A 22,572-nucleotide genomic window follows, 5' to 3' on the forward strand; every position below is an offset into this window, starting at 1 on the left:
GTCCTTTGCTAGCCGGAGGCGGTGTTGAGTTTCTGGCGATACTGCTCGGCGTCCCAGTTGACCAGTTCGTCATTCTCGGCGGCGGTAAGGTAGTTCAGCCGCGCCGCGGTATCGACGCGTGCCGTGACGTCCGCGAGGCAGCGTAGCATGGCGTCGGCGCCGGCACTGGCGTCGCCGCGCATCAGCACGCCGGCCCCGGGAAACAGGATCGCCGCTGGCTGTCCGCCAAGTCGCGCGGTGACAACGGCCGCATCCTCGCCCGGTCTCGCCACGACCGAGCCCTGGCCAAGGAAGATGACATGGTCCGGATAGAGGCTGCCGGCCTCAGCCATACGGCGGCTTTCCGCATCGAGGGCTACCGCATGTGCTTCGACATCCGCCGGCAATCGATAGATGCTGTCGCCGGCAAGCGTGGTAAGGGCCCCGATGTCGGGCGCGGCGGTGACGCGCGCCGGCCGCGCCAGCAGCGAGCGGACGCGGTGAAGCAGAATGTCCGCCTCGGCGACGGTTTCGGCGGCGACAACCAGCCCGTGATTGCCAAGGATCAGGACGTCGACACCGGGGCGCAGTTTCTCGGCAATGCCGCGGGCAAGCGGCAGGCCCGGCCGGAAATACGGCACATAGGCCCATTCGATGCCGTCGAGCCGCCTGGCGACCTCGGCCTCGCCATCGGCCTGCACGGCGAGCGAAATCGTGTCGACACAGTGGATATGTAGAACCACGCGTTGCGGCATCAAGGCATGCACCGTGGTCTCGATCGACGGGCGCAGGCCACGCGGGTTGAGCGCTGCGATGGCGAAGGCCTGCGGCCTGTCGGCCGCCGGATCTCGCTGTTCGACCGCTCTGAGCAGCGGCGCCATCGCCACCGGCACCATGATGTCGTCGCTGAGCGCATCCTTCAGCCAGGTGCCGGACGCCTTGATCCACAGCGTGTCGCCGGCCTTGAGCGAGGTGTTGCCGCCCGCCGCCTGTGTCATATGCGGGTTGAGCCCGATGCTGGCCGAGAGCGCCCGCAAGGCCGCCAGTTCCTGCGCGTCAGCTTGAGTTGCCATGGGACCTTTCCTTGCACGCCTGTACGAAATCCCGTCGCCGGTGCCGCCGTCGGCGTTGATATCGCAGATGCGAGCGACTTGCGTCAATGGTGATCTACTATCATCAAAACCGGCTTGCAATCTGATTGATGTTGAGTAAGTTGCACCAATTGTCATGGGAAAATGGCATTGGGAGGAATGAATTGAGCGACTCCGGCCGCCAGCGCCAGATCGTCGAACTGCTGCGGGACCGCCCGTTCGCCTCGGTGCGCGAGCTGCAGGAGCGGCTTGGCGTTTCAGCGGCGACGGTGAGGCGCGATATCGACCGGATCGATGAGGCCGGTGAGGCGCGGAAGGTCTATGGCGGCATCTCGGCACTCGACGGGGCATCACAAGGCGTAGCCTTTGCCCGGCCCTATGACGAAAACCGCGACCTCGCCGTCGAGGCCAAGCGGCAGATCGCTGCCGTCGCTGCGACCATGGTACGCGATGGCGACGCGGTCATCGTCCATGGCGGCTCGACCTGCTTCCATCTCGGCGTCAAGCTCGCCGAGCGTAACATCCGCCTCTACACCAACTCGATGCCGCTGGCGGCCTATCTCAGCGACCATGGCCATTGCAGCCTGACGGTCGCCGGTGGCGACCTGCATCGCGAGCCCGGCATCATCCATTCGCTGACCCAGCCAACGCCCTTCTACGCCTCGAAATTCTTTCTCGGCGCGCAAGGCCTCAACCAGGAAGGCGTGCTGGAATCGCATCCGCTGCTGGTGCGTTCGATTGTCGAACTCAGCCTCTGCGCCGACCAGATCGTGGTGCTGGCCGACAGCCGTAAACTGTCCATCCACGCGCGCAATGTTGCGCTGCCCCTGTCGCGCATCGGCACGCTGGTGACCGATGACGGGCTCTCCGACACCGATGCGCGCATGCTGGAGGATGCAGGCGTCATGGTGCGGATCGCTTCCACCTCGGGGGCCGTTCCGTGAAAGTGGCGGTGCTCGACTTCGGCAAGACCAATTCGAAGCTGTTCGTCTTCGGCCAGGACGGACGCATCCTCGACGAGCGCCGGACCCAGCCGAAATGGATACGCCAGGACGGATTCAGCGTGCTCGACGAAGCCGCCCTTCATGATTGGGCGCTCGGTGCCGTCACGGACGCGGTCGAAAGCCATGGCGTGGAAGGGCTGATGGTCTCTGGCCATGGCTGCACCTTTGCCATCGTGGATGATGACGCGCTGACGCACCCGATCCTCGACTACGAGCAGGAGCCGCCGGCCGAAATCGCTGCCCGGATCGATCGACGCATTCCGGATTTCGCCGAGACGTTCTCGCCGCGCCTGCCGCTCGGCTTCAACTACGGCCGTCATATGCTGTGGCTGCAGGAGGTCGATCCAGACGCGTTCGCAGCGGCCAAATGGATCCTCGGCTACCCCCAGTACTGGAGCTGGCGCCTTGGCGGCAAAGCGGCTTCGGAAGTGTCCTATCTCGGCTGCCATTCGCATTTGTGGGCGCCGCGCGCCCGAGACTTTTCCTCGCTGGTCGATGCGGAGGGGTGGCGCGGCCAGATGCCGGCCTTCGAGCGGGCAGGCGCCGTGACCGGTGAACGGCATTTCGGCCAAAACAAGCGACCGATCGCCATCCACAATGGCGTCCACGATTCCAATGCGGCGCTGCATGCCTATCGCCGGCAAGAGCTTAGCCCGCTGACCGTGGTGTCGACCGGCACCTGGGTCATCGTGCTCAATCCCGACTGCCCGCTGGAGGTGCTCGACCGTGACCGCGACATGCTGGTCAATGTCGATGTCGACGGCGGCCCGGTGCCGACCATCCGCTTCATGGGCGGGCGCGAATTCGCCACCATCAGCGGCGGTTGGCAAGGCGCGATCCCGCATGGCTCGGTACAGAAAGTGATCGACGCCGGCATCATGGCTCTGCCGAGTTTCGCGCCGGGCGGGCCGACACCCGACCGTCCCGGCCGGCTGGTCGGGCGCACGCCCGATGCCGGAGAACGCGCGGCGGCGGCGCTGCTTTACGTGACGCTGATGGTCGATTTCTGCCTCGACCTGATCCATTCGGAAAACACCGTGATTGTGGATGGCGGGCTGAACACCGGCGGCCTGCTTGCGGAGCTGTTGGCGCAGCTTCGTCCCCACCAGGTTTTCCTGCAAGGCGCCACGCTGGAAGGCAGCGCCACAGGCGCGGCGGCGCTCGCTTTCGAAAGCGTCGGACGTGATTTCGCCGCCGAAGCGCCGCAGCCGGTGCATGCGACGGGCTTCACCGGCCTTCCCAGCTACCGCGATGCCTGGCGCGATCTCGTTGCCGGGCAGGGCAGCGCCGCCAAGACGGCGGGAGGCGCGCGATGAGCGCGACTGCGCAGACGCAAGCGATCCGCCAGCCGGTGCTGGAGATGCGCCACATCTCCAAGACCTTTGGTGCGATCCGCGCCTTGCAGGATGTTTCGCTCACCGTCCATGCCGGCGAGCTGCACGCGCTGATGGGCGAAAACGGCGCCGGCAAGTCGACGCTGATGAAGGTGCTGTCGGGAGCCTATCGGCCGGATGCCGGCGGCGAGATCCTCATCGATGGCGTGCTTGCCGCAATCGGCGATCCGATCAAGGCGCGCGCCGCCGGCATCGCGGTGATCTATCAGGAGCTGTCGCTGGCGCCCAATCTGACGGTGGCGCAGAACATCTTCCTCGGCAACGAGCCGCAGCGCCTTGGCTTCGTCGACCGTGACCAATGCAATCGGCGCGCGAACGAAATCGTCGCGCGGCTCGGCGTCTCATTCTCGGCGCGCGCCTTGGTCTCGAGCCTCTCGCTCGGTGAGCGCCAGTTGGTCGAGATCGCCCGGGCGCTGTCGACCAAGGCGCGCATCATCGTCATGGACGAGCCGACCACGTCGCTGACCTCGCGCGAGACCGACCGCCTGTTCGAGGTGATTGCGACGCTGAAGGCGCAAGGCATCGCCATCATCTACATCAGCCATCGCATGGAAGAGGTCTATCAGCTCGCCGACCGCGTCAGCGTGCTGCGCGACAGCGGCTATGTCGGTACGCTGGAGCGTGCCGACCTCAATGCCTCGCGGCTGGTGTCGATGATGGTCGGCCGCGATCTCTCCGCCTTCTACAAGAAAGATCATCGTCCACCGGACGGGAAGCGCGTGGTCGCGCTCTCGGTGCGCGGCATGTCCGACGGGCGCCTGCTGAAGAACTGTTCGTTTGACCTCTACAAGGGCGAGGTGCTGGCGCTCGCGGGGCTCGTCGGCTCCGGCCGCACCGAGCTTGCGCGGCTGATCTTCGGCGCCGACAGGCGCAGCGCCGGCACGCTGGATCTCGACGGCAAACCGATCGCGATCGGCTCGCCGCGCGAGGCGCTCGATGCCGGCATCGCCTACCTCACCGAGGATCGCAAGGAACTCGGCCTGTTCCTCGACATGTCGATTTCCGACAACATCAGCATGGGCGTGCTGGCGAGGGACGCGCGGGCCGGCGGATTTCGCGATTTCACCGCCGCCGACAGACGTGCGGCAAAAGCCATCGCGGATCTGTCGATCCGCGCCCGCTCGGCGCAGGCCAATGCCGGCTCGCTGTCGGGCGGCAACCAGCAGAAGGTGCTGCTCGCCCGCCTGCTGGAGACCGAGCCGAAGGTCGTCATTCTCGACGAACCGACGCGCGGCGTCGACGTCGGCGCCAAGTCGGAAATCTACCGGCTGATCGATAATCTCGCCAACAGGGGCATCGCCATCCTGATGATCTCCAGCGAATTGCCTGAAGTGATCGGCATCGCTGACCGCGTGCTGGTGATGCGAGACGGCGCCCTAGCAGGCGAGGTGACGGCATCCGAAGGCACGCCACTCAGTCAGGAGAAGATCATGGAACTGGCAACGGGAGCAGCTCAGCAATGACCGAGAAGACGACCGGGAGCAGCGCTGGCGACCAGGCCACCGGCAGGAGCCGGCGGTTGCGAACCGCTTTCGCCGCGCTTGGAATGTTGCCTGTCCTGATCCTGCTGGCGGCAGGCTTCCAGTTCATGAACCCTCGCTTCATGACCGAGACCAATCTGTTGATCGTCACCCAGCAGTCGTCGATCAACATCGTGCTGGCGGCCGGCATGACCTTCGTCATCCTGACCGGTGGCATCGACCTGTCGGTCGGCTCCATTCTGGCCGCTTCGGCGATGGTGGCGGTGATGGTGTCGCTGGTGCCGGACTGGGGCCTGCTCGGCGTGCCCGCGGCCATCCTGGCCGGTCTCGGCTTCGGGCTCATCAACGGGCTGCTCATCGCCTATATCAGGCTGCCGCCCTTCATTGTCACGCTGGGTTCGCTGACGGCCGTGCGCGGCATTGCCCGCCTGCTCGGGCAGGACACGACCGTGTTCAACTCCGACCTGCCGTTCGACTTCATCGGCAATGGCTCGCTGTTCGGCATTCCCTGGCTGGTCGTCATCGCGCTCGCGGTGGTGGTGCTCTCCTGGCTGGTGCTCAAGCGCACCGTGCTCGGCACCTGGATCTATGCCGTCGGCGGCAATGCCGAGGCGGCCCGGCTGACCGGCATCAAGGTGCCGCTGGTGCTGCTCTTCGTCTACGGCGTTTCGGGTCTGCTCGCCGGTCTCGGCGGCGCCATGTCGGCGGCAAGGCTCTACGCCGCCAACGGCCTGCAGCTCGGCCAGTCCTACGAGCTTGATGCCATTGCCGCCGTCATCCTCGGCGGTACCAGCTTCGTCGGCGGCGTCGGCTCGATCTGGGGCACGCTGATCGGCGGCCTGATCATCGCGGTTCTGTCCAACGGGCTCATCTTGGCCGGTGTCTCGGACATCTGGCAGTACATCATCAAGGGATTGGTCATCATCGTGGCGGTCGCCCTCGACCGCTACCGGCTCCAGGCCGGAGCAAGAACGTGAGTGACCTGGTCGCCGGCATCAACGACCGGCTTGTGTAACGCACCGCGAGAGGCGCGGGGCATCAGGAGGAAAGTAAGCGTCATGAAGATCATCGCCAAACTGCTCTGCGGCGCCGCATTCGCGGCCGTCGCCATCGCGCCGGCGTCGGCCAAGGACTTGAACAAGGTCGGCATCTCGGTCGGCCTGCTCGGCAACCCCTTCTTCGTCGCCACCATCAAGGGCATCGAGGACGCGGCCAAGAAGATCAATCCGAAGGTCGAGGTGACGTCGGTATCGGCCGACTACGATCTCAACAAGCAGGTTTCGCAGGTCGATTCCTTCATCGCGGCGGGCGTCGACGTGATCATGCTCAACGCCGTCGATGCCAAGGCGATCGCGCCGGCGGTGAAGAAGGCGCAGGCCGCCGGCATCATCGTTGCCGCGTTCGATGTCTCGGCGCCAGGCGCCGACGTCACGGTGATGACCAACAACGTCAAGGCCGGCGAGGAGGCTTGCCAGTACCTGGTCGACCACACCGGCGGCAAGGGCGACTACGTCATCCTCAACGGCCCGGCCTCGTCGTCGATCCTGGAGCGGGTCAAGGGCTGAAAGAACGTGCTTGCGCAGCATCCCGACATCAAGATCCTGTCCGACGACCAGAACGCCGAAGGCTCACGCGACGGCGGCCTGAAAGTGTTCCAGTCGCTGCTGACCCGCTTCGACAAGATCGACGCGGTGTTCGCCATCAACGACCCGACGGCGATCGGCGCCCAGCTTGCCGCCAAGCAGCTCAACCGCTCCGAGTTCATCTTCACCGCGGTCGACGGCGCGCCTGATATCGAAAAGGAGCTCTCTTCCGGCAAATCGATGATCAAGGCCTCGGCCTCGCAGGATCCTTACGTGATGGCTGGCCAGTCGCTGACGATGGCAGCCGATCTGTTGGCCGGCAAGAAGCCGGCGGAACCGATCGTGCTGCTCGATCCCAAGCTGATCACCGCCGAGAACCTGAAGGACTACAAGGGCTGGACCGCGGCCCGCTGATCACCCCAACAAGCGCGGCCGGGCTCATCCGGCCGCGCTCATCCTCATAGCCGTGAACCGGAGACGATCATGTCGCGCATCGGGATCCATTCTTTCGTCTGGTCGGCAAGCTCGGCGCAAAGCGCGCTCGAACGCACGCTGGCCAACACCAGGGAGGCCGGCTTCGACCTGATCGAATTCTCCTATCTCGACCCGGCCGACGTCGATATTGGCGGGCTTGCCAAACGCATCGCCGATCTCGGCCTTGGCGTGGCGATCAGCATCGGATTGCCTGGGGATGGCGACATATCGAGCGCCGACAAGGCGATTGCGGCGCGCGGCGTAAAAATCCTCAACGAGACCATCGCGCTGACGCGTGATCTTGGCGGCAGCAAGGTTGCCGGCATTCTGTCGGCCAGCCACGGCCTGCAGGTCGAGGCACCGACGCGCGATCAATGGAACCGCAGCGCTGCAACGCTGGCCAGGGTCGCCGAGACGGCAAAGGCGGCCGGCGTCACGCTCAACCTCGAGATCGTCAACCGCTTCGAAAGCAACCTGCTCAACACCGCCGCGCAAGGGCTCGCCTTCATCGAGGACACCGGCTCGGACAACATCTTCCTGCATCTCGATACGTTCCACATGAACATCGAGGAGGCCGATGTCGGGCTGGCCATCCGCCACGCCGCGGCCAAGATCGGTTATGTCCATATCGGCGAGAGCCATCGCGGTTTCCTCGGCACCGGCAACATCGACTTCGCCGCGATATTCGATGCGCTGACGGCCATCGGCTATGCCGACGACCTCAGCTTCGAGTCCTTTTCGTCGGAGATCGTCGACGAGAACCTGTCGAAGAAAACCGCGATCTGGCGCAATCTTTGGACCGACAACATGGCGCTCGCCAAGCATGCGCGCACCTTCATCGGCCTCGGGCTGGAAACGGCGCGGCGCAAGGCGGAACTCGTCTCGGCGCCGCACAAGCCGTAACGCGGGCGCAGGACGTCCCAAGCTGTACTGTCCAGTGCGTAACGCCGCTGGTCTCATGGTGCATGCATTGCTCCCGTCATGCGCATCGGCTATCCGACCTCCAGACAATGAGCAAATGGAGCCCGGCATGACGAACAAGACGATCCTCAAATTCGGCGCGATCGAACACGCGGAAGCCGGCGACCTGCCTGGCTGGATCGCGGTCGAGGGCCAGCCGACCATGCAAACCGCCGTCCAGCACACGACCGCGGACGGCAAGGTGATGTCGGGCACGTGGCGGGCGTCGCCCGGCACCTATCATGCGACCTACACCGATTATGAGTTCGTCCACATGATCGCCGGCCGCATCATCATCACCCCGGACGGCGGCACGCCGGTCGAAGTCGGCCCCGGCGACGCCTTCGTGGTGGAAGCCGATTTCAAGGGAACCTGGAAGATCATCGAGCCGGTGACCAAGCATTTCGTGGTCAGGGTTGCCTGAGCTGGCCTGACCGAATTCGAAACATGAAGGAGCCCGCCATGGCTTGTCGTGGCGGGCTTTTTCTTTGCCACATCGGTTTTGACGGGTTGTCTCGCTGGCGCGCGCAATCAGCGGATGCACCGTAATGGGTCAGGACGTCTGGCACCGCGTTTGCTCTCGTGGCAGAGCGGCTACGAGACCGTCCCGATCCACAATGGTTGGCAATTATGTACTTTCCTCAGTTCGTCATCGGGATGATTGCAACGTCGGCGTCCGTCGCGATCTCGGCCTATCTCAAAACGGGTTCGCCATGGGCTGCTCTTGCATGGGATGCCTCCAGCGCAGTCCTGTTGCAGATGGGTTATTTTGCGTTGCTTGTCAGGTTGGTCTACAAGCCGGCAAGCTCCGAAGGCGCGACGGTCAGACAAGATGCAATTCAGTCGGAGGTTCGCCTGCCGGTGAGGCTGATCGCACTCATCGCCATTGGCGTGCTCGCCACCATTTCCTTGAAAGGCACGGCCCGTGCGGATGATGATGCCTATTTCGACTGCGTCATTGGCAAGGCCGAGGCAATCATGAAAAAGCAAACGCACAGGGATGCCGAAGCGGCGCTGGAGAGGGCTTATGCACTGTGCCAACCCGTGGAGTCGTCCCAGGAAGCGGGTATGAGCTACGAACTGCCATTGCCGGACCATGCCCGGAGCCTATATCCGCTAGCGACTTTGTGATCGGACCGGTCCCCTAAACTGTCTGTCGTACAAGGGGTAATCCGGTACGGTCGCGCCTCCCGCAGCGATAGGACACTCCTTATGACAATGTTCAAATCCACCGCCAGGCTGATGGCCATGACGGCCTTGATGGCTCTTCACCAAGGGTTGGCAATGGCGCAGATGCCGGCGCAACAGCCGGACGCCAAGACGTTCAAGCTTGGCAAGCTCGACATTGTTGCCCTGCACGACGCCCAGTTCGTCAAACCCAATGACGGCAAGACCTTCGGCATCGACCACAGTCCTGCGGAAGTCGGCGAACTGCTCAAGGCAGCGGGAGCCCCTACGGATAACATCACGCTAAGCGTGGACGCCTTGCTGGTGAAATCGAAGAACAACATTGTGCTGATCGACACCGGCGTCGGTGGCGCACTGCAGGACAGCCTGGCCAAGGCCGGCGTCAAACCCGCTGACGTCAACGAAATCCTAATTACCCATTCTCATCCCGACCATATCGGCGGACTGGTCAAGGACGGCAAACTGGCCTTCCCCAATGCCACGATCCGGATGTCGGACGTGGAGTGGAATTTCGCCAAGTCCAACAAGGGCGTGGCTGACATCGTCAAGGTCATCGCCGACCGCGTCAAACCGTTCAAGGCTGGCGCGGAGGTCGCGCCCGGCATCACCTCGGTATCGCTCAAGGGTCACACACCGGGCCATGTCGGCTACCAGATCAAGTCCGGGAAGGAACGTCTTTTCGATATCGGCGATACCGTGCACAGCTCGATCATCTCACTGGCCAAGCCGGACTGGGCTGTGGCCTTCGACGGCGACAAGCCGGAAGCGGAGCACAACAGAGCCAAGACTTTGGCGAAACTGGCCAAGGACCAGGAGTTGATCTTTGCGCCGCACTTCCCGTTCCCGGGTGTAGGGTTCATCGAGAAGGATGGCGATCATTTCAAATGGGCGCCGAGCGACAAGCCTCAGTAGGCGTTTCGATCCTTCGGTTTCAGCACGCCATCTAGCTGCTCAGGCTACATGGTATGCAGCGGCGTTCATTGCTCAGTTTTGGTGTCAAATCGACAGCAAGCTGCTGATGGTGCTGACGATCACCTCGTCCTGCGGCTCGGTGTCGGAGCCGTAGCGACCGACGACGGCCCCTTTCCGATCGATCAGAAACTTCTCGAAGTTCCAACTGACCTCACCGGAGGCATGCGCCGCGCCGCTTCCGCCGAGTCGGCTGAGCAGCGTGCTGCCCGGCTTGAAGAAAGCCTTCGGCTGCGCCTCGATCAACGCCTGATAGAGCGGATGTTTCTGAGGTCCTTTCACCGCAATCTTGGCGAACACCGGAAATTCAACGCCATAGGTCAGCCTGCAGAAGTCCTGGATCTCGGCATCCGTGCCCGGCTCCTGGCCGGCAAAATCATTGGCCGGAAAGCCAAGCACCACCAGGCCTTGGTCGCGATGCGACCGGTAGAGCGCTTCCAGCCCGTCATACTGCTTGGTGAAGCCGCATTTGGAGGCGACATTGACAATCAGCAGCACCTTGCCGGCATATTCGGCAAGGCTTGTGTTCGAACCGTCGGCGCGGCTGAATGGAATGTCTTGGATCGAGGCTGTCATAAGCAAAATTCCCTGCAAGCGAAATCGTGCTCGTACATTGGTGCCTTCGCCATTCGCGTCAAGGAAAGCCATTCTTAAATTGCTGGGCATCTTGAGAGACAGCGTTATGTTCGCTGCCGAAATCGCCGGCCAGCATCCATATGCCTACTAGGATCGACGGAAGACACGCCCGGTTGCCGAGTGGCTGCGCTGCAGGCGAAAACTACGGATGGAAATTCGCCAAGTGCTTGAAAAAGCTTGGTGATCCCGACAGGAATCGAACCTGTGACCTACAGATTAGGAATCTGCCGCTCTATCCTACTGAGCTACGGGACCACGCGGCCCGACACATAGCCGCTTCGGATCGTTTCGCCAAGAGGCCGGCCGAATGCAAATCGGCCAGCCCATTGCGTTGGATGTATCAGGCGGCCAGCGCCGTTTCGGCCAGCTTCACCCAGTAGCTCATGCCGTGCGGGATGGCCTCATCGTTGAAATCATAGTTCGGGTTGTGGAGGCCGGCCGTGTCGCCATTGCCGATGAAGATGAAGGCGCCGGGGCGGGCTTCCAGCATGTAGGAGAAGTCCTCGCCGCCCATCACCGGCTGGATGCCGCGGTGGACATGGGCGTCGCCGGCGACAGTCGCGGCGACGTCGCTGGCAAACACCGTCTCTTCGGCATGGTTGAAGGTGACGGGGTAATTTGCCTGGAAGTCGACCTCGATCCTGGCGCCGAACGCGGTCGCCATCCCGTCGCAGATGGCGCGGAGGCGCTCCTCGGATTTCTTGGCGATCTCCTTGCGCAAGGTGCGCACGGTGCCGGCGATCTCGGCCGATTCGGGAATGATATTATAGGCGTCGCCGGCGTGGAATTTGGTCACCGAGACCACCACGGCCTCGACCGGATCGGTGCTGCGCGAGGCGATCGTCTGCAGCGCGCCGACCAACTGGCTGGTGATGACGATCGGATCGATCGTGCCATGCGGCATCGCGGCGTGGCCGCCTCGGCCTTTCACGGTGATGGTGAACTCGGCCGTCGCCGCCATGATCGGGCCTGGTCGAATGGCGAACTGGCCGACAGGCAGGCCCGGCATGTTGTGCATGCCGAACACTTTTGCGATGTCGAAGCGCTCCATCATGCCGTCCTTGACCATCTCGTTGCCGCCACCGCCGCCTTCCTCCGCCGGCTGGAAGATCACCGCCACGGAGCCGGCGAAATTGCGCGTCTCGGCGAGGTATTTCGCGGCACCCAGCAGCATGGCGGTGTGGCCGTCATGGCCGCAGGCGTGCATCTTGCCGGGGACCGTCGAGGCGTAGGGTTTTCCGGTTATCTCGTTGAGCGGCAGCGCATCCATATCTGCGCGCAGGCCGATGGTGGCACCTTCGCCCTGACGGCCGCGGATGATGCCGACGACGCCGGTCTTGCCGAGGCCGGTGACCACATCGTCGCAACCGAACTCTTTCAGCTTTTCGGTGACGAAAGCCGCCGTCTTGAAGACATCGAAGTTCAGCTCGGGCGTCTGGTGCAGGTGCCGGCGCCAGCCGGCAACTTCGTTCTGCATTTCAGCGGCGCGGTTCAGGATTGGCATGATGGTTCCATTTCGTGGTTGGAGCAGCCGGCTTCAGCCTGGTGTTTTGTATTTGTGGCCGGTCTTTTGCGATTGGGGCCGGGCTTTTGCGATTGTGCCCGGTCTCTTGCGATTGTGATTGTCAGGCACTTTGCCATGTTGGCGTCACATAGGGTAAATAGCACCGCAACGATGTGGTCCGTTTTTGAGGGTCGGACTCATTATGCTGCCGGTCACGTAACGAAATCTTACGGAGCCAGGGGCGACTACGGCAAGAGGCGATTTCGGATTTGATCATGCGGCACAGGCATTTCCTCAAACTATTCCCGGCTGGCGCAATCATGCTGTCGGTCCTGGCCGGGTCGGCGCTGGCCAATCCGGTGGTTGTCTTCGACCTGAAGAACGGCCAGATCCTGCAGCATCAGGATGCGTTCAAACGCTGGTATCCGGCGTCGCTGAGCAAGCTGATGACCGCTTATGTGACCTTCCGGGCGATCGCGGCCGGTGAAGTCCAGCTCGATTCGCCGATCAAGGTGACAAAACACTCCGCCGGCGAGCCTCCAAGCAAGATGGGCTTCAAGCCGGGCTCGGTGATGCGGCTCGACAATGCGCTGAAGATGATGCTGGTCAAATCGGCCAATGACATCGCCATGGCGGTCGGCGAGAATGTCGGCGGCTCGCAGGCCGCCTTCGCCGAACGGATGAACGCCGAGGCGACCCGGCTTGGCATGAACGGCACGCATTTCGTCAATCCCAACGGGCTTTACTCGCCGGACCAGTACACGACGGCACGCGACCTTTCGGTCCTGGTGATGGCGATCCGTCGCGAGTTCCCGCAATATGCGCCGTGGTTCTCCATCGAGGGGCTCGCGGTCGGCAAGAAGGCGATCCCGAACTACAATCTGCTGATCGGCCGCTATCCCGGCGCCGACGGCATGAAGACGGGCTTTGTCTGCTCTTCCGGCTTCAACATGATCGGTTCGGCGACACGCAATGGCCGCACGCTGGTCGCGGTGGTGCTTGGCGAGAAGTCGGCGGTCAGCCGTGCCGAGGCAGCGGCCAAACTGCTAGACCAGGGGTTTGATACGCCCGCCGCCGGCTCGACCACCATCACCACGCTGGCGCCGTATGGCGACACGACCTCGCCCAACGACATGCATGATGAGATTTGCAAGAAGAAGGCGGCGGAGGAACAGTCCGAGGCACCGCCGGTTGCCGCCAAGGACGTTCCGAAATCGCCCTACCAGGAAAAGCTCGACCATGTGCCGACGCTGGTTGCCGTTGGCCTTGGCGGCGCCACCGGTCCGGCGCCGAAGGCCCTGCTCGCGCTGGGCGACCAGAATTACGCCGACGTGCCGATCCCGAGCTGGCGGCCCGACAAGCCGGCTCCTGCAGGCACCGGCCCGAAAGTGGTGGGCGCCGACGCGCAAGGCGACCAGCCGGCCAAGGGTGCCAACTAGCCAATGAGCGGCTTTCCCATTCCCGTCTCGGTGCTGACCGGCTTCCTCGGCGCCGGCAAGACGACGCTGCTCAACCGGCTCCTGAAGGATCCGGCTCTCGCCGATACGGCGGTCATCATCAACGAATTCGGTGACGTGGCGATCGACCATCTGCTGGTCGAGCAGTCTTCCGACGGCATCATCCAGCTTTCCGACGGCTGTCTGTGCTGCACGGTGCGCGGCGAACTGGTCGACACGCTGGCCGATCTCGTCGACCGGCTGCAGACCGGCCGTATCGCCCGCCTTGCCCGCGTCATCGTCGAGACCACGGGCCTCGCCGATCCGGCGCCGGTGCTGCAGTCGATCATGGGGCATCCAGCACTTGTCCAGGCCTTTCGGCTCGACGGCGTTATCACCCTGGTCGACGCGGTCAATGGCAATGCCACGCTCGACGCCCATGTCGAGGCGGTCAAGCAGGTTGCGGTCGCCGACCGCATCGTGCTCAGCAAGGCTGACCTGGTGACCGATCCGGGCGACCTAGACACGCTGCGGACGCGGCTGCGGCAGATCAATCCCGGCGCCGAACTGCTTGACGCCGGCAATTCGAAAACAGGCGTGGCGGCGCTTTTCGATTGCGGCCTCTACAATCCTGCCACCAAATCCGCCGACGTGCGGCGCTGGCTTGGCGAGGAAACGGCGCATGATCACGACCATCACCATCACGATGGTCACGACCACGACCATCATGACCACGGCCACCGGCACGACCAGCGCGTGCGCTCTTATTCGCTGGTCCATGATGGTCCGGTCCCGTTTTCAGCCATAGAAATGTTCCTCGACCTGATGCGTTCGACGCATGGCGAGAAGCTGCTGCGCATGAAGGGCGTTATTGAATTGCAGGAAGATCGGTCACGCCCGCTGGTCATCCACGGCGTGCAGAAGATCCTGCATCCGCCGGCGCGGCTGCCGGCCTGGCCCGACGGCCAGCGTGGCACGCGGCTGGTGCTGATCACGCTCGACATGCCGGAAGACTATGTGCGCCGGCTGTTCGCCGCCTTCACCAACCGGCCGTCGATCGACACGCCCGATCGCGCGGCGCTGGAAAACAACCCGCTGGCGATCGCAGGGCGGTAGCTCCTACGATCGCTGCTCGCCCCGCTCGACCAGAAAGCGATGACCGCCGGAAACGGCTGACGTTTCAACCAGATGATGGCCGCTGTCGGCACAGAATGCCGGGATGTCGATGACAGCCAACGGATCGGTGGTCTCGAGCCACAGCCGGCTGCCCGGCTGCATCCCGGCCAGGCGCTTTTTCGCCTTGAGCACCGGAAGCGGGCAGTTCAGGCCCTTGAGGTCATAGATAGCGGTATCCCCGGCCAAGACAGGCTCAGCCGCCGAACATGCCGAGCAGCTTGTTCTTGAGCTTGGTCACCCGGCTCTCATCGGCGCTTGCAGCCTGCGTCTCGGCCGCCGGGGCAGATTCGGCCGGCGCCGCGATAGTGGCGGTCGCGACCGGGGCTTCCTTGGCGGCCTTGGCCGCTTCCTTTTCAGCCTTGGCCGCTTCCTTTTCGGCGAGCGCCTGGGCCTTAGCGGCTTCCTTGGCCTGCTTGGCGGCCTCGATGGCGGCCAGCCTCTGTTCCTCGGCCTTCTTCTTGGCGGCGTTCTCCGCATCGAGTGCCGCCATCTTGCGACCGGCCGGTGAATCGATGCGGCCCATGCGCGCCGTCTCGGTTACCGTGCCATTGGAATTGAGCGACGGCGGATCGATCGGCACACGCTCGCCGCGCGCCCGGCGCTTCGACCAGTCGGAGACGATGCTGGCTTCCTTGATGCCGGCAATGGTCGGTTTGGGCGGCGGTACGCTGGCCTTGAGCGCGCTGTTGAAGGCCGCGTCATAGGTGCTCTGGTAGGAATTGTAGGCGCTCTTCAGCGAATCCGGCTGGGTGGTTGCCGGGCAGGGTCCGGTCGGATCGAAGGTCTGGCCATCGGCGGCAACCTGGTTGAAGACGTAGCGCTTCTCGCAGACATCGACTTTCGGCGGCACCTTGGTGACCTCGAAATTGTCGTAGCCGACCTTCAGCATCTTCCAGAATTCGTAGTTCGGGTCGTTGCGATAACGCGCCATGTTGGCGGCGGTCATGCGGAAGGGGAAGGCCTCGACCTGGAACTCGGTCTGCCCGCCCTGGAAGGCATCTCGGCCGAAAGCATAGATCTGCTCGATCTGCGCGTCGGTCATCGAATAGCAGCCCGACGACGAGCAGGCGCCGTGCACCATCAGGTTCTGGCCGGTGCGGCCATTGGCCTTGTCGTAGGCGTTGGGAAAGCCGATGTTGAAGGACAGATGATAGTTCGAGCGCGGGTTCATCTGCGCCGGACGCACCGTGTAGAAGCCTTCCGGTGCCTGGCGGTCGCCCTCGGTGTATTTGGGGCCGAGCTTGCCCGACCATTTGCAGATGTCGTAGCTCGCCACCATGTCGTAGCGGCCGTTGGTCTTGGCCTTCCAGATCTCGAGCTTGCCCTCTTCCTTGAAGATGCGGGCCATCACCGAGGAGGTGCGGATCATGCCCTTGGCCTTCATGTCGGCCAGAATCTTGTCGGGCAGCGGCTTGTTGGCCTCCGGGGCAAAGTCCTTCATCGACGAATCATTGCAGCCGGCAACGACTATCGAGCTGATGAGGACTCCGGTACGGGCGAGCTTGGCAAACATGGATACGGCTATGTCTTTTCTCTCGGGCCAATGGCGTCGTAGCCGCCGAACCCGCATGCTGAACACCGACGGACCGTAAGCCCGTTAACCTTGAAAATTCCTTACCGCAAGCTTCGACCAACCGCTCACGGCAATTTCCCAAACCCTCACGGCAACTTTATTGACCCGAATGCGGCGGCATTTTTGTGGCGAAATTGCTCATCGCCGCCACATTGCCGCGGGCAGGGGGCTTTTTGCGCCATCAGGACTACTTAAAGGCTACGGCCCATCGCCAGGTATTTTTCGCGGCGCTGCTCGCGAAAATCGGTGTTGGCGCCGGCAAATTCCTTCATCGTCTTGGCGATGAGGTCGCCGGTCGCGGCAATCACCGTTTCGGGCGCACGCTGGGCGCCGCCCATCGGCTCGGGAATGATGGCGTCGATGACCTTCATCTGCAGAAGGTCCTGTGCGGTGATCTTCATATTGGTCGCCGCATCCTTCAAGCGGGTGGTGTCGCGCCACAGGATCGAGGCCGCCCCTTCAGGCGAAATCACCGAATAGATGGCATGTTCGAGCATGTAGACGCGGTTGGCGGTGGCGATCGCGATGGCGCCGCCTGAACCGCCTTCGCCGATGACCACCGAGATCGACGGCACTTTCAGGCCAAGGCAGGCTGAAGTCGAGCGCGCGATGGCTTCGGCCTGGCCACGTTCCTCCGCACTGACGCCGGGATAGGCGCCAGCGGTGTCGACCAAGGTCAGAAGCGGGATCTTGAAACGGTCGGCAAGCTCCATCAAACGCACCGCCTTGCGGTAGCCTTCGGGGCGCACGGAACCGAAATTGTGCTTCAGGCGGCTCGTCGTGTCCGAACCCTTTTCCTGGCCGATGATCGCAATAGGCTCGCCGCGAAAGCGGGCAAAACCGCCGACGATCGCCTGGTCCTCGCCGAAATTGCGGTCGCCGGCGAGCGGCGTGAAATCGCTGAACAGGCCCTTGATGTAGTCGACGCAGTGCGGCCTGTCGGAATGGCGCGCCACCTGCACCTTCTGCCACGGCGTCAGCGCCTTGTAGAGTTCGCGCAGCGCGTCGTGGGAACGCTTCTCGAGCCTGGCGATCTCATCGGCGACATCGACCGCCTCGCCATTCTCGGCAAGCTTCTTCAGCTCGAGGATCTTGAGCTCAAGATCCTGCACCGGCTTTTCGAAATCGAGGTAATTGTACATGCTTGGGCGGACCGATACGTCGGAAGGCAAGGACTGCGGAACCATTGAAACCAAGGCTCCGGGCGGTGAAATGTCGTCCTCACATAGCGATATGAGGCCTAGTCGGCAAGCGGATGATGATCGTTGACCAGCCGCACCAGCCGCTCTTCCAGCACATGGGTGTAAATCTGTGTCGTCGATATGTCGGCATGGCCAAGCAGCTGCTGCACGGCCCTGAGATCGGCACCGTTCTGCAAGAGATGGCTGGCGAAAGCATGGCGCAGCACATGCGGCGATATCTTCGCCGAGGCGATGCCGGCCCGTGCCGCCAGCCCCTTCAGGTCACGGGCAAAGACCTGGCGCGAGAGATAGCCGCTGTCCGACGCTGCCGGAAACAGGAACGGGCTGTCGGCGAAAGCGGGCACTTTGGCGCGCGCGGCAAGCCAGGTCTTCATCGCCACGCGTGCCTTGGCCGAGAGCGGCACCATGCGTTCCTTGTCGCCCTTGCCGCGCACCATGAAGAAACGGTCGTCGCGCTGCGCCACCGTGACCGGCAGGCCCACCAGCTCGGAAACGCGCAGGCCGGTGGCGTAGAGCACCTCGACCAGTGCATGCAGGCGAAGTGCTGCCAGACTGTCAGCGTAGCCGATCCCGGCGTCACCGGCTTCCTGTGCGGCGCGGTCGATCAGCCGCCCGGTCTCCGCCTCGCTCATCGTCTTGGGCAGCGGGCGGCCCTTTTTCGGGCTGTCCAGCGTGCCGGTCGGGTCGTCGGTGCGCAAACCCTCGGCATAGAGGAACTTGAAGAACTGGCGGATCGCCGACAGTTTGCGCGCCTGCGAGGTCGCCGCGAAACCGCGCGCGGCAATGTCGTCGAGATAGGCGCGGATATCGGCGGCGACCGCTCCGGCAAGCCCCCCATTGATCCCGCTCGAAGCATCTTCAAGGTCGCGGCGATAGGAGGACAGCGTGTTTTCGGCGGCACCGCGCTCGGCGCTCATCATTTCCAGGAAGGCCTCGATGCGGGCGGCGCTGTTCATGTCCTGTTGGTCGATCAGTTCTTCTTGGGATTCAGCTTTTCCGGCGGGATGCGCACGCTCATCTCGGCCTTTTTCGGCTCGACGAACATCACCAGCGCGAACATCGTACCATAGGCAATGCCGGCCAGAATCGCGAGGGTCACGACAAAGCGAAACAGTGTCGGCATCAATTTTCGCTCGTCTTCTTGTTCTGCGTTTCCAAACCCTGTGCCCTTATGGGACGCCAATCCGACCAATTCAAGGAAGAAGCGGAGGCCTGTTAGCAACTTCTGATGCAGGCATCTCCGGGCCGATATAGGCTCCCCGATGCTCGGCACGCTTGACGCAAACGGGCTTTTCATGTCGATACGCCGGCAAAGAGGGTCCAAGAAACAGCTGATGAACGCGCACCAGGCAAATCCTCCAGGCGAGACCCACGTTGCGCTGCTTGGCCGGCTGGGCAGCCGGTCCATCGTCTTTGTCGGCCTGATGGGCGCCGGCAAGACGGCGATCGGCCGCAAGGTGGCGACCATGCTTTCGTTGCCTTTCATCGACAGCGACCAGGAGATCGAGAGCGTCTCGCGCATGACCGTTCCGGAACTGTTCGAGCGCTATGGCGAGACCGAATTCAGGGCGCTGGAACAGCGCGTCATCCTGCGCGTGCTGGAGAACGGCCCGCAGGTTTTGTCGACCGGCGGCGGCGCGTTCATGAACGTGCAGACGCGCGAGGCCATCGCCGCGCATGGCGTGTCGGTGTGGCTGAAGGCCGAACTCGACCTTTTGATGGGCCGGGTTTCGAAAAAGCAGAACCGGCCGCTTTTGAAAAGTACCGATCCCCGGGCCGTGCTGGAGCGGCTGATGGGGGAGCGCTATCCAGTCTATGCAACCGCTGATGTCACCGTGCCAACCCGCGACGACCGCAAGGAAGTCATCGCCGCCGAGGTGCTGGACGCACTGTGCCGGCATTTCGGCATCGATGAAATTGCAGCGACGGGCGAGGTCGAATCGTGAGCGCGGATCAGCCCGTCACCGTCGAAGTCGGGCTTGGCGACCGGGCCTACGACATATTGATCGGCTCCGGCCTTTTGTCGCGCGCCGGTGAGGAGATTTCGCGCCGCCTGCCGGGCACGCGTGCCGCTGTGGTTACTGACGAGAATGTTGCCGCCGCACATCTCGATACGCTGAAGGCCGGGCTTGAGAAGGGTGGCATCCAGCCCACCGTCATCACGATGCCGCCGGGCGAGAAAACCAAGAGCTTTGCCCATCTCGAGACGGTGGTCGATGGCGTGCTGGCAGCCAGGCTGGAGCGCGGCGACGTCGTCATCGCGCTTGGCGGCGGCGTTATCGGCGATCTCACCGGTTTTGCCGCCGGCATTGTGCGGCGTGGCATGAATTTCGTGCAGATCCCTACCTCGCTCCTGGCGCAGGTCGATTCCTCCGTCGGGGGCAAGACCGGCATCAACAGCCCGCGCGGCAAGAACCTTGTCGGCGTCTTTCTGCAGCCGAAGTTGGTGCTGGCCGACACCGAAGTGCTCGATACATTGCCAATCCGCGAATTCCGCGCCGGCTATGCCGAGCTCGCCAAATACGGGCTGATCGACCGGCCGGAGTTTTTTGGCTGGCTGGAAGCGAACTGGAGACAAGTTTTCGCCGGCGGGCCGGAGCGGGCGCAGGCGATTGCCGAAGCCTGCCGCGCCAAGGCCGATGTCGTCGCCCGCGACGAGTTCGAGACCGGCGACCGGGCGCTCCTCAATCTCGGCCACACCTTCGGCCACGCGCTCGAAGCTGCCACGCAGTATGACGGAACCCGGCTCGTCCATGGTGAGGGGGTCGCGATCGGCATGGCGCTGGCGCATCGGATCTCCTCGCGGCTCAACCTGGCCAGCCCTGACGACGCGGCACGCGTCGAGGCGCATCTGCGCGCCGTCGGCCTGCCGTGGCGGATGTCCGATATTCCAGGCGATCTGCCTGATGCCGAGGCGCTGCTTTCATTCATCAGCCAGGACAAGAAGGTGTCGCGCGGGGCGCTGACCTTCATCCTGACACGCGGCATCGGCCAGGCCTTCATCGCCAAGGATGTACCGGCCTCGGAAGTGCTGGCGTTCCTCGGGGAAAATCATCCAGCCAACGCGAAAGCCGGCTGAGATGGGCACCGGCTGGACCGTCGTCGCCGTCCTTGCCATCCTCATCCTGCTGTTCGTTGCCGTGCGCACGCGCCTGCTTGCCGTGTTTGGCTACGAGCTGTCGCGCATCGAGCCGCAGCGCTCGAGCGAGGCCGAATTGCGCGGTGCGGTCGACGATTTCCGCCGTGACGGCCAGGTGGTGCGCGAGGATCGCGACCGCGTCGGTGGCCTGTTCGATCTGGCCGAGCTCGAAGTCTCCGACATCATGGTCCACCGCACCAACATGCGCTCGGTCAATGCCGACAATGCGCCGGAAGCGGTGGTGCGCGAGATCCTGCAGAGCCCGCACACCCGCATGCCGCTGTGGAAGGGCTCGCTCGACAACATTGTCGGCGTGCTGCACGCCAAGGATTTGCTGCGTGCGCTGAACGAAGTCGGCAACGACTTTTCCAGGATCGACGTGATGAAGATCGCTTCGAAACCCTGGTTCGTGCCCGACACCACGACCTTGCAGGAACAGCTCAACGCCTTCCTGCGCCGCAAGGCGCATTTCGCCGTTGTTGTCGACGAATATGGCGAGGTCGAAGGGCTGGTTACGCTGGAGGACATCATCGAGGAGATCGTCGGTGAGATCGCCGACGAGCACGATGTCGACATCCAGGGCGTCAAGCAGGAAGCCGACGGCTCCGTCGTCGTCGACGGCACGGTGCCGATCCGCGACCTGAACCGGGCGCTCGACTGGAACCTGCCGGACGAGGAAGCGACCACCATTGCCGGCCTCGTTATCCATGAGGCGCAGTCGATCCCTGAGGAAAAGCAGGCCTTCACGTTCCACGGCAAGCGCTTCATTGTCATGAAGCGCGACAAGAACCGCATTGCCAGAGTAAGGATCAGGCCCGTCGCGTAGCGGCCCGGCGGCTATGTTACCAATCCTTCATTGGAACTTCGCGGCATCACGGTGCATTTTGCGCTGGGGCGGCCAGGAGAAAATGATGATCGATCGGCGAACCCTGCTTTTGGCGTCAATGGCCGCTCTTTTGCCGGCCACGGCTTTTGCGCGCCAGTCGTCGCCATCTCCCAAGACCTTCGACTACGGCCCGGGCAAGCTCGATATCTATGCGCCCGACGGCGCAACCGGCCTGCCGGTCGTCTTCTTCGTCCATGGCGGCGCCTGGGAGTTCGGCAAACGCAGCCAGGTGGGCGCCAAGCCTGCCTTCCTGCTCGCCAATGGCTTCTGCTTCGTCTCGATCGATTACCGCATGCTGCCCGATGCCGATGTCGCCACCCAGGCCGGCGATGTCGAAAGGGCCTATGCCTATGTTAGGGCCAACATCGCCCCGCATGGCGGCGATCCCAACCGCATTGTCGGCATGGGCCATTCGGCCGGCTGCCATCTCATCGCCTTGACCGGCATGCGCGGCGGATTGCCCGGTGTCGCCGGCCTGCTGCTTGACGACACCAGGGCCTATGATCTCGCGGCACTTCAGAAAAATGGCGGCATGGTGCGGGCCTATGCAAGGGTGTTTTCCGATCCGTCGCAATGGGCGGCGCTGTCGCCGGCGAACTATGTCGACGGCCGCAAGCATCCCCCGACCTTCATCGCCTATTCCGGCGCATCGGGGCGCGGCGAGGATTCGAAGGCCTTTGCCGATCGCCTGCGCGCCTCCGGCACTGAGGTGACGCTGTTCGATGGCAGCGCCTATACGCACATGTCGATCAACCACGATTTCGGCGAAGACGGTGATGCGCTGACCGCAGCGGCACTGACGTTTCTGAAGTCTACGGTCGGCTGATCCCTGCCAACTCCACTCGCACGTTCTTTTAACTGGATCATTCCAAAAGCCATGGCGGGATATTGCCGGGC

General features: G+C 63.3%; 22 protein-coding genes, 1 tRNA gene and 1 pseudogene. 15 read left to right on the top strand and 9 right to left on the bottom strand.

All coding sequences use genetic code 11. The features are described from left to right. Positions 1-8 precede the first annotated feature (8 nt). A complete protein-coding gene (locus tag ACZYHG_RS10640) occupies positions 9-1,052 on the bottom strand; it encodes a class II aldolase/adducin family protein (RefSeq protein ID WP_464613746.1) in 1,044 nt (347 codons plus the stop codon). Positions 1,053-1,234: 182 nt separating this feature from the next. Here ACZYHG_RS10640 and ACZYHG_RS10645 point away from each other — a divergent pair, with 182 nt between their 5' ends. The 9 genes and pseudogenes from ACZYHG_RS10645 (at position 1,235) to ACZYHG_RS10685 (ending at position 10,066) form a co-directional block, all read left to right on the top strand. Beyond that, positions 1,235-2,014: a DeoR/GlpR family DNA-binding transcription regulator gene (locus ACZYHG_RS10645; RefSeq protein ID WP_464613747.1), complete on the top strand. Its 780-nt coding sequence runs from the start codon at positions 1,235-1,237 to the stop codon at positions 2,012-2,014. Then, positions 2,011-3,390 carry an FGGY-family carbohydrate kinase gene (locus ACZYHG_RS10650; RefSeq protein WP_464613748.1) on the top strand — a complete coding sequence of 460 codons (1,380 nt, stop codon included), beginning with the start codon at positions 2,011-2,013 and terminating at the stop codon, positions 3,388-3,390. Before ACZYHG_RS10645 ends, ACZYHG_RS10650 begins: the two co-directional genes overlap by 4 nt. Continuing rightward, positions 3,387-4,931 carry a sugar ABC transporter ATP-binding protein gene (locus ACZYHG_RS10655; RefSeq protein ID WP_464613749.1) on the top strand — a complete coding sequence of 515 codons (1,545 nt, stop codon included), beginning with the start codon at positions 3,387-3,389 and terminating at the stop codon, positions 4,929-4,931. The genes ACZYHG_RS10650 and ACZYHG_RS10655 overlap by 4 nt, the downstream gene beginning before the upstream one ends. Continuing rightward, positions 4,928-5,926: an ABC transporter permease subunit gene (locus tag ACZYHG_RS10660; RefSeq protein ID WP_464613750.1), complete on the top strand. Its 999-nt coding sequence runs from the start codon at positions 4,928-4,930 to the stop codon at positions 5,924-5,926. The genes ACZYHG_RS10655 and ACZYHG_RS10660 overlap by 4 nt, the downstream gene beginning before the upstream one ends. Before the next feature lie 81 nt (positions 5,927-6,007). Beyond that, positions 6,008-6,946, top strand: a pseudogene (locus ACZYHG_RS10665) (ABC transporter substrate-binding protein). A gap of 69 nt (positions 6,947-7,015) precedes the next feature. Continuing rightward, positions 7,016-7,909 carry a sugar phosphate isomerase/epimerase family protein gene (locus tag ACZYHG_RS10670; protein WP_464613751.1) on the top strand — a complete coding sequence of 298 codons (894 nt, stop codon included), beginning with the start codon at positions 7,016-7,018 and terminating at the stop codon, positions 7,907-7,909. Between the two features lie 127 nt (positions 7,910-8,036). Further along, positions 8,037-8,390 carry a cupin domain-containing protein gene (locus tag ACZYHG_RS10675; protein WP_464613752.1) on the top strand — a complete coding sequence of 118 codons (354 nt, stop codon included), beginning with the start codon at positions 8,037-8,039 and terminating at the stop codon, positions 8,388-8,390. 206 nt (positions 8,391-8,596) lie between these two features. Continuing rightward, a complete protein-coding gene (locus tag ACZYHG_RS10680; RefSeq protein ID WP_464613753.1) occupies positions 8,597-9,097 on the top strand; it encodes a hypothetical protein in 501 nt (166 codons plus the stop codon). An 81-nt stretch (positions 9,098-9,178) separates the two neighbouring features. After that, on the top strand, positions 9,179-10,066 hold the full coding sequence (locus ACZYHG_RS10685) for an MBL fold metallo-hydrolase (protein ID WP_464613754.1): 888 nt from the start codon (positions 9,179-9,181) through the stop codon (positions 10,064-10,066). A gap of 84 nt (positions 10,067-10,150) precedes the next feature. On the opposite strand, the gene ACZYHG_RS10690 is transcribed toward ACZYHG_RS10685, so the two are convergent. The 3 genes from ACZYHG_RS10690 to ACZYHG_RS10700 form a co-directional block, all read right to left on the bottom strand. Beyond that, positions 10,151-10,699, bottom strand: a complete 549-nt coding sequence (locus ACZYHG_RS10690; protein WP_464613755.1) for a glutathione peroxidase — start codon at positions 10,697-10,699, stop codon at positions 10,151-10,153. Positions 10,700-10,937: 238 nt separating this feature from the next. Beyond that, positions 10,938-11,014: transfer RNA gene (locus ACZYHG_RS10695), tRNA-Arg, on the bottom strand. An 85-nt stretch (positions 11,015-11,099) separates the two neighbouring features. Further along, on the bottom strand, positions 11,100-12,263 hold the full coding sequence (locus ACZYHG_RS10700; RefSeq protein WP_464613756.1) for a M20 aminoacylase family protein: 1,164 nt from the start codon (positions 12,261-12,263) through the stop codon (positions 11,100-11,102). Between the two features lie 275 nt (positions 12,264-12,538). On the opposite strand from ACZYHG_RS10700, the gene ACZYHG_RS10705 reads away from it, so the two are divergent. Then, positions 12,539-13,702, top strand: coding sequence for a D-alanyl-D-alanine carboxypeptidase family protein (locus ACZYHG_RS10705; protein ID WP_464613757.1), 1,164 nt, complete (start codon positions 12,539-12,541; stop codon positions 13,700-13,702). A 3-nt stretch (positions 13,703-13,705) separates the two neighbouring features. Continuing rightward, the gene (locus ACZYHG_RS10710; protein WP_464613758.1) at positions 13,706-14,815 is read left to right on the top strand and encodes a CobW family GTP-binding protein; all 1,110 of its coding nucleotides are present in this window, start codon (positions 13,706-13,708) and stop codon (positions 14,813-14,815) included. 3 nt (positions 14,816-14,818) lie between these two features. Here ACZYHG_RS10710 and ACZYHG_RS10715 read toward each other — a convergent pair whose 3' ends face one another. The 5 genes from ACZYHG_RS10715 to ACZYHG_RS10735 form a co-directional block, all read right to left on the bottom strand. Beyond that, a complete protein-coding gene (locus tag ACZYHG_RS10715) occupies positions 14,819-15,061 on the bottom strand; it encodes a sulfurtransferase TusA family protein (protein WP_464613759.1) in 243 nt (80 codons plus the stop codon). A 7-nt stretch (positions 15,062-15,068) separates the two neighbouring features. Then, complete coding sequence (locus tag ACZYHG_RS10720; protein WP_464613760.1) at positions 15,069-16,388, bottom strand: L,D-transpeptidase family protein; 1,320 nt, start codon at positions 16,386-16,388, stop codon at positions 15,069-15,071. Between the two features lie 251 nt (positions 16,389-16,639). Next, positions 16,640-17,590, bottom strand: coding sequence for an acetyl-CoA carboxylase carboxyltransferase subunit alpha (locus ACZYHG_RS10725; RefSeq protein ID WP_027031317.1), 951 nt, complete (start codon positions 17,588-17,590; stop codon positions 16,640-16,642). 98 nt (positions 17,591-17,688) lie between these two features. After that, positions 17,689-18,606, bottom strand: a complete 918-nt coding sequence (locus tag ACZYHG_RS10730; protein ID WP_464613761.1) for a site-specific tyrosine recombinase XerD — start codon at positions 18,604-18,606, stop codon at positions 17,689-17,691. 14 nt (positions 18,607-18,620) lie between these two features. Then, positions 18,621-18,773: a hypothetical protein gene (locus ACZYHG_RS10735; RefSeq protein WP_015315495.1), complete on the bottom strand. Its 153-nt coding sequence runs from the start codon at positions 18,771-18,773 to the stop codon at positions 18,621-18,623. 211 nt (positions 18,774-18,984) lie between these two features. Here ACZYHG_RS10735 and ACZYHG_RS10740 point away from each other — a divergent pair, with 211 nt between their 5' ends. From ACZYHG_RS10740 to ACZYHG_RS10755, 4 genes are all read left to right on the top strand, one after another. Next, positions 18,985-19,596, top strand: a complete 612-nt coding sequence (locus ACZYHG_RS10740) for a shikimate kinase (RefSeq protein WP_464613762.1) — start codon at positions 18,985-18,987, stop codon at positions 19,594-19,596. Continuing rightward, positions 19,593-20,729 carry a 3-dehydroquinate synthase gene (aroB, locus tag ACZYHG_RS10745; RefSeq protein ID WP_464613763.1) on the top strand — a complete coding sequence of 379 codons (1,137 nt, stop codon included), beginning with the start codon at positions 19,593-19,595 and terminating at the stop codon, positions 20,727-20,729. The genes ACZYHG_RS10740 and aroB overlap by 4 nt, the downstream gene beginning before the upstream one ends. 1 nt (position 20,730) lies before the next feature. Next, complete coding sequence (locus ACZYHG_RS10750; RefSeq protein ID WP_464613764.1) at positions 20,731-21,615, top strand: HlyC/CorC family transporter; 885 nt, start codon at positions 20,731-20,733, stop codon at positions 21,613-21,615. Positions 21,616-21,700: 85 nt separating this feature from the next. Then, positions 21,701-22,501, top strand: a complete 801-nt coding sequence (locus ACZYHG_RS10755; protein ID WP_464613765.1) for an alpha/beta hydrolase — start codon at positions 21,701-21,703, stop codon at positions 22,499-22,501. Positions 22,502-22,572 lie beyond the last annotated feature (71 nt).

The organism is Mesorhizobium subarcticum, from assembly GCF_055456085.1.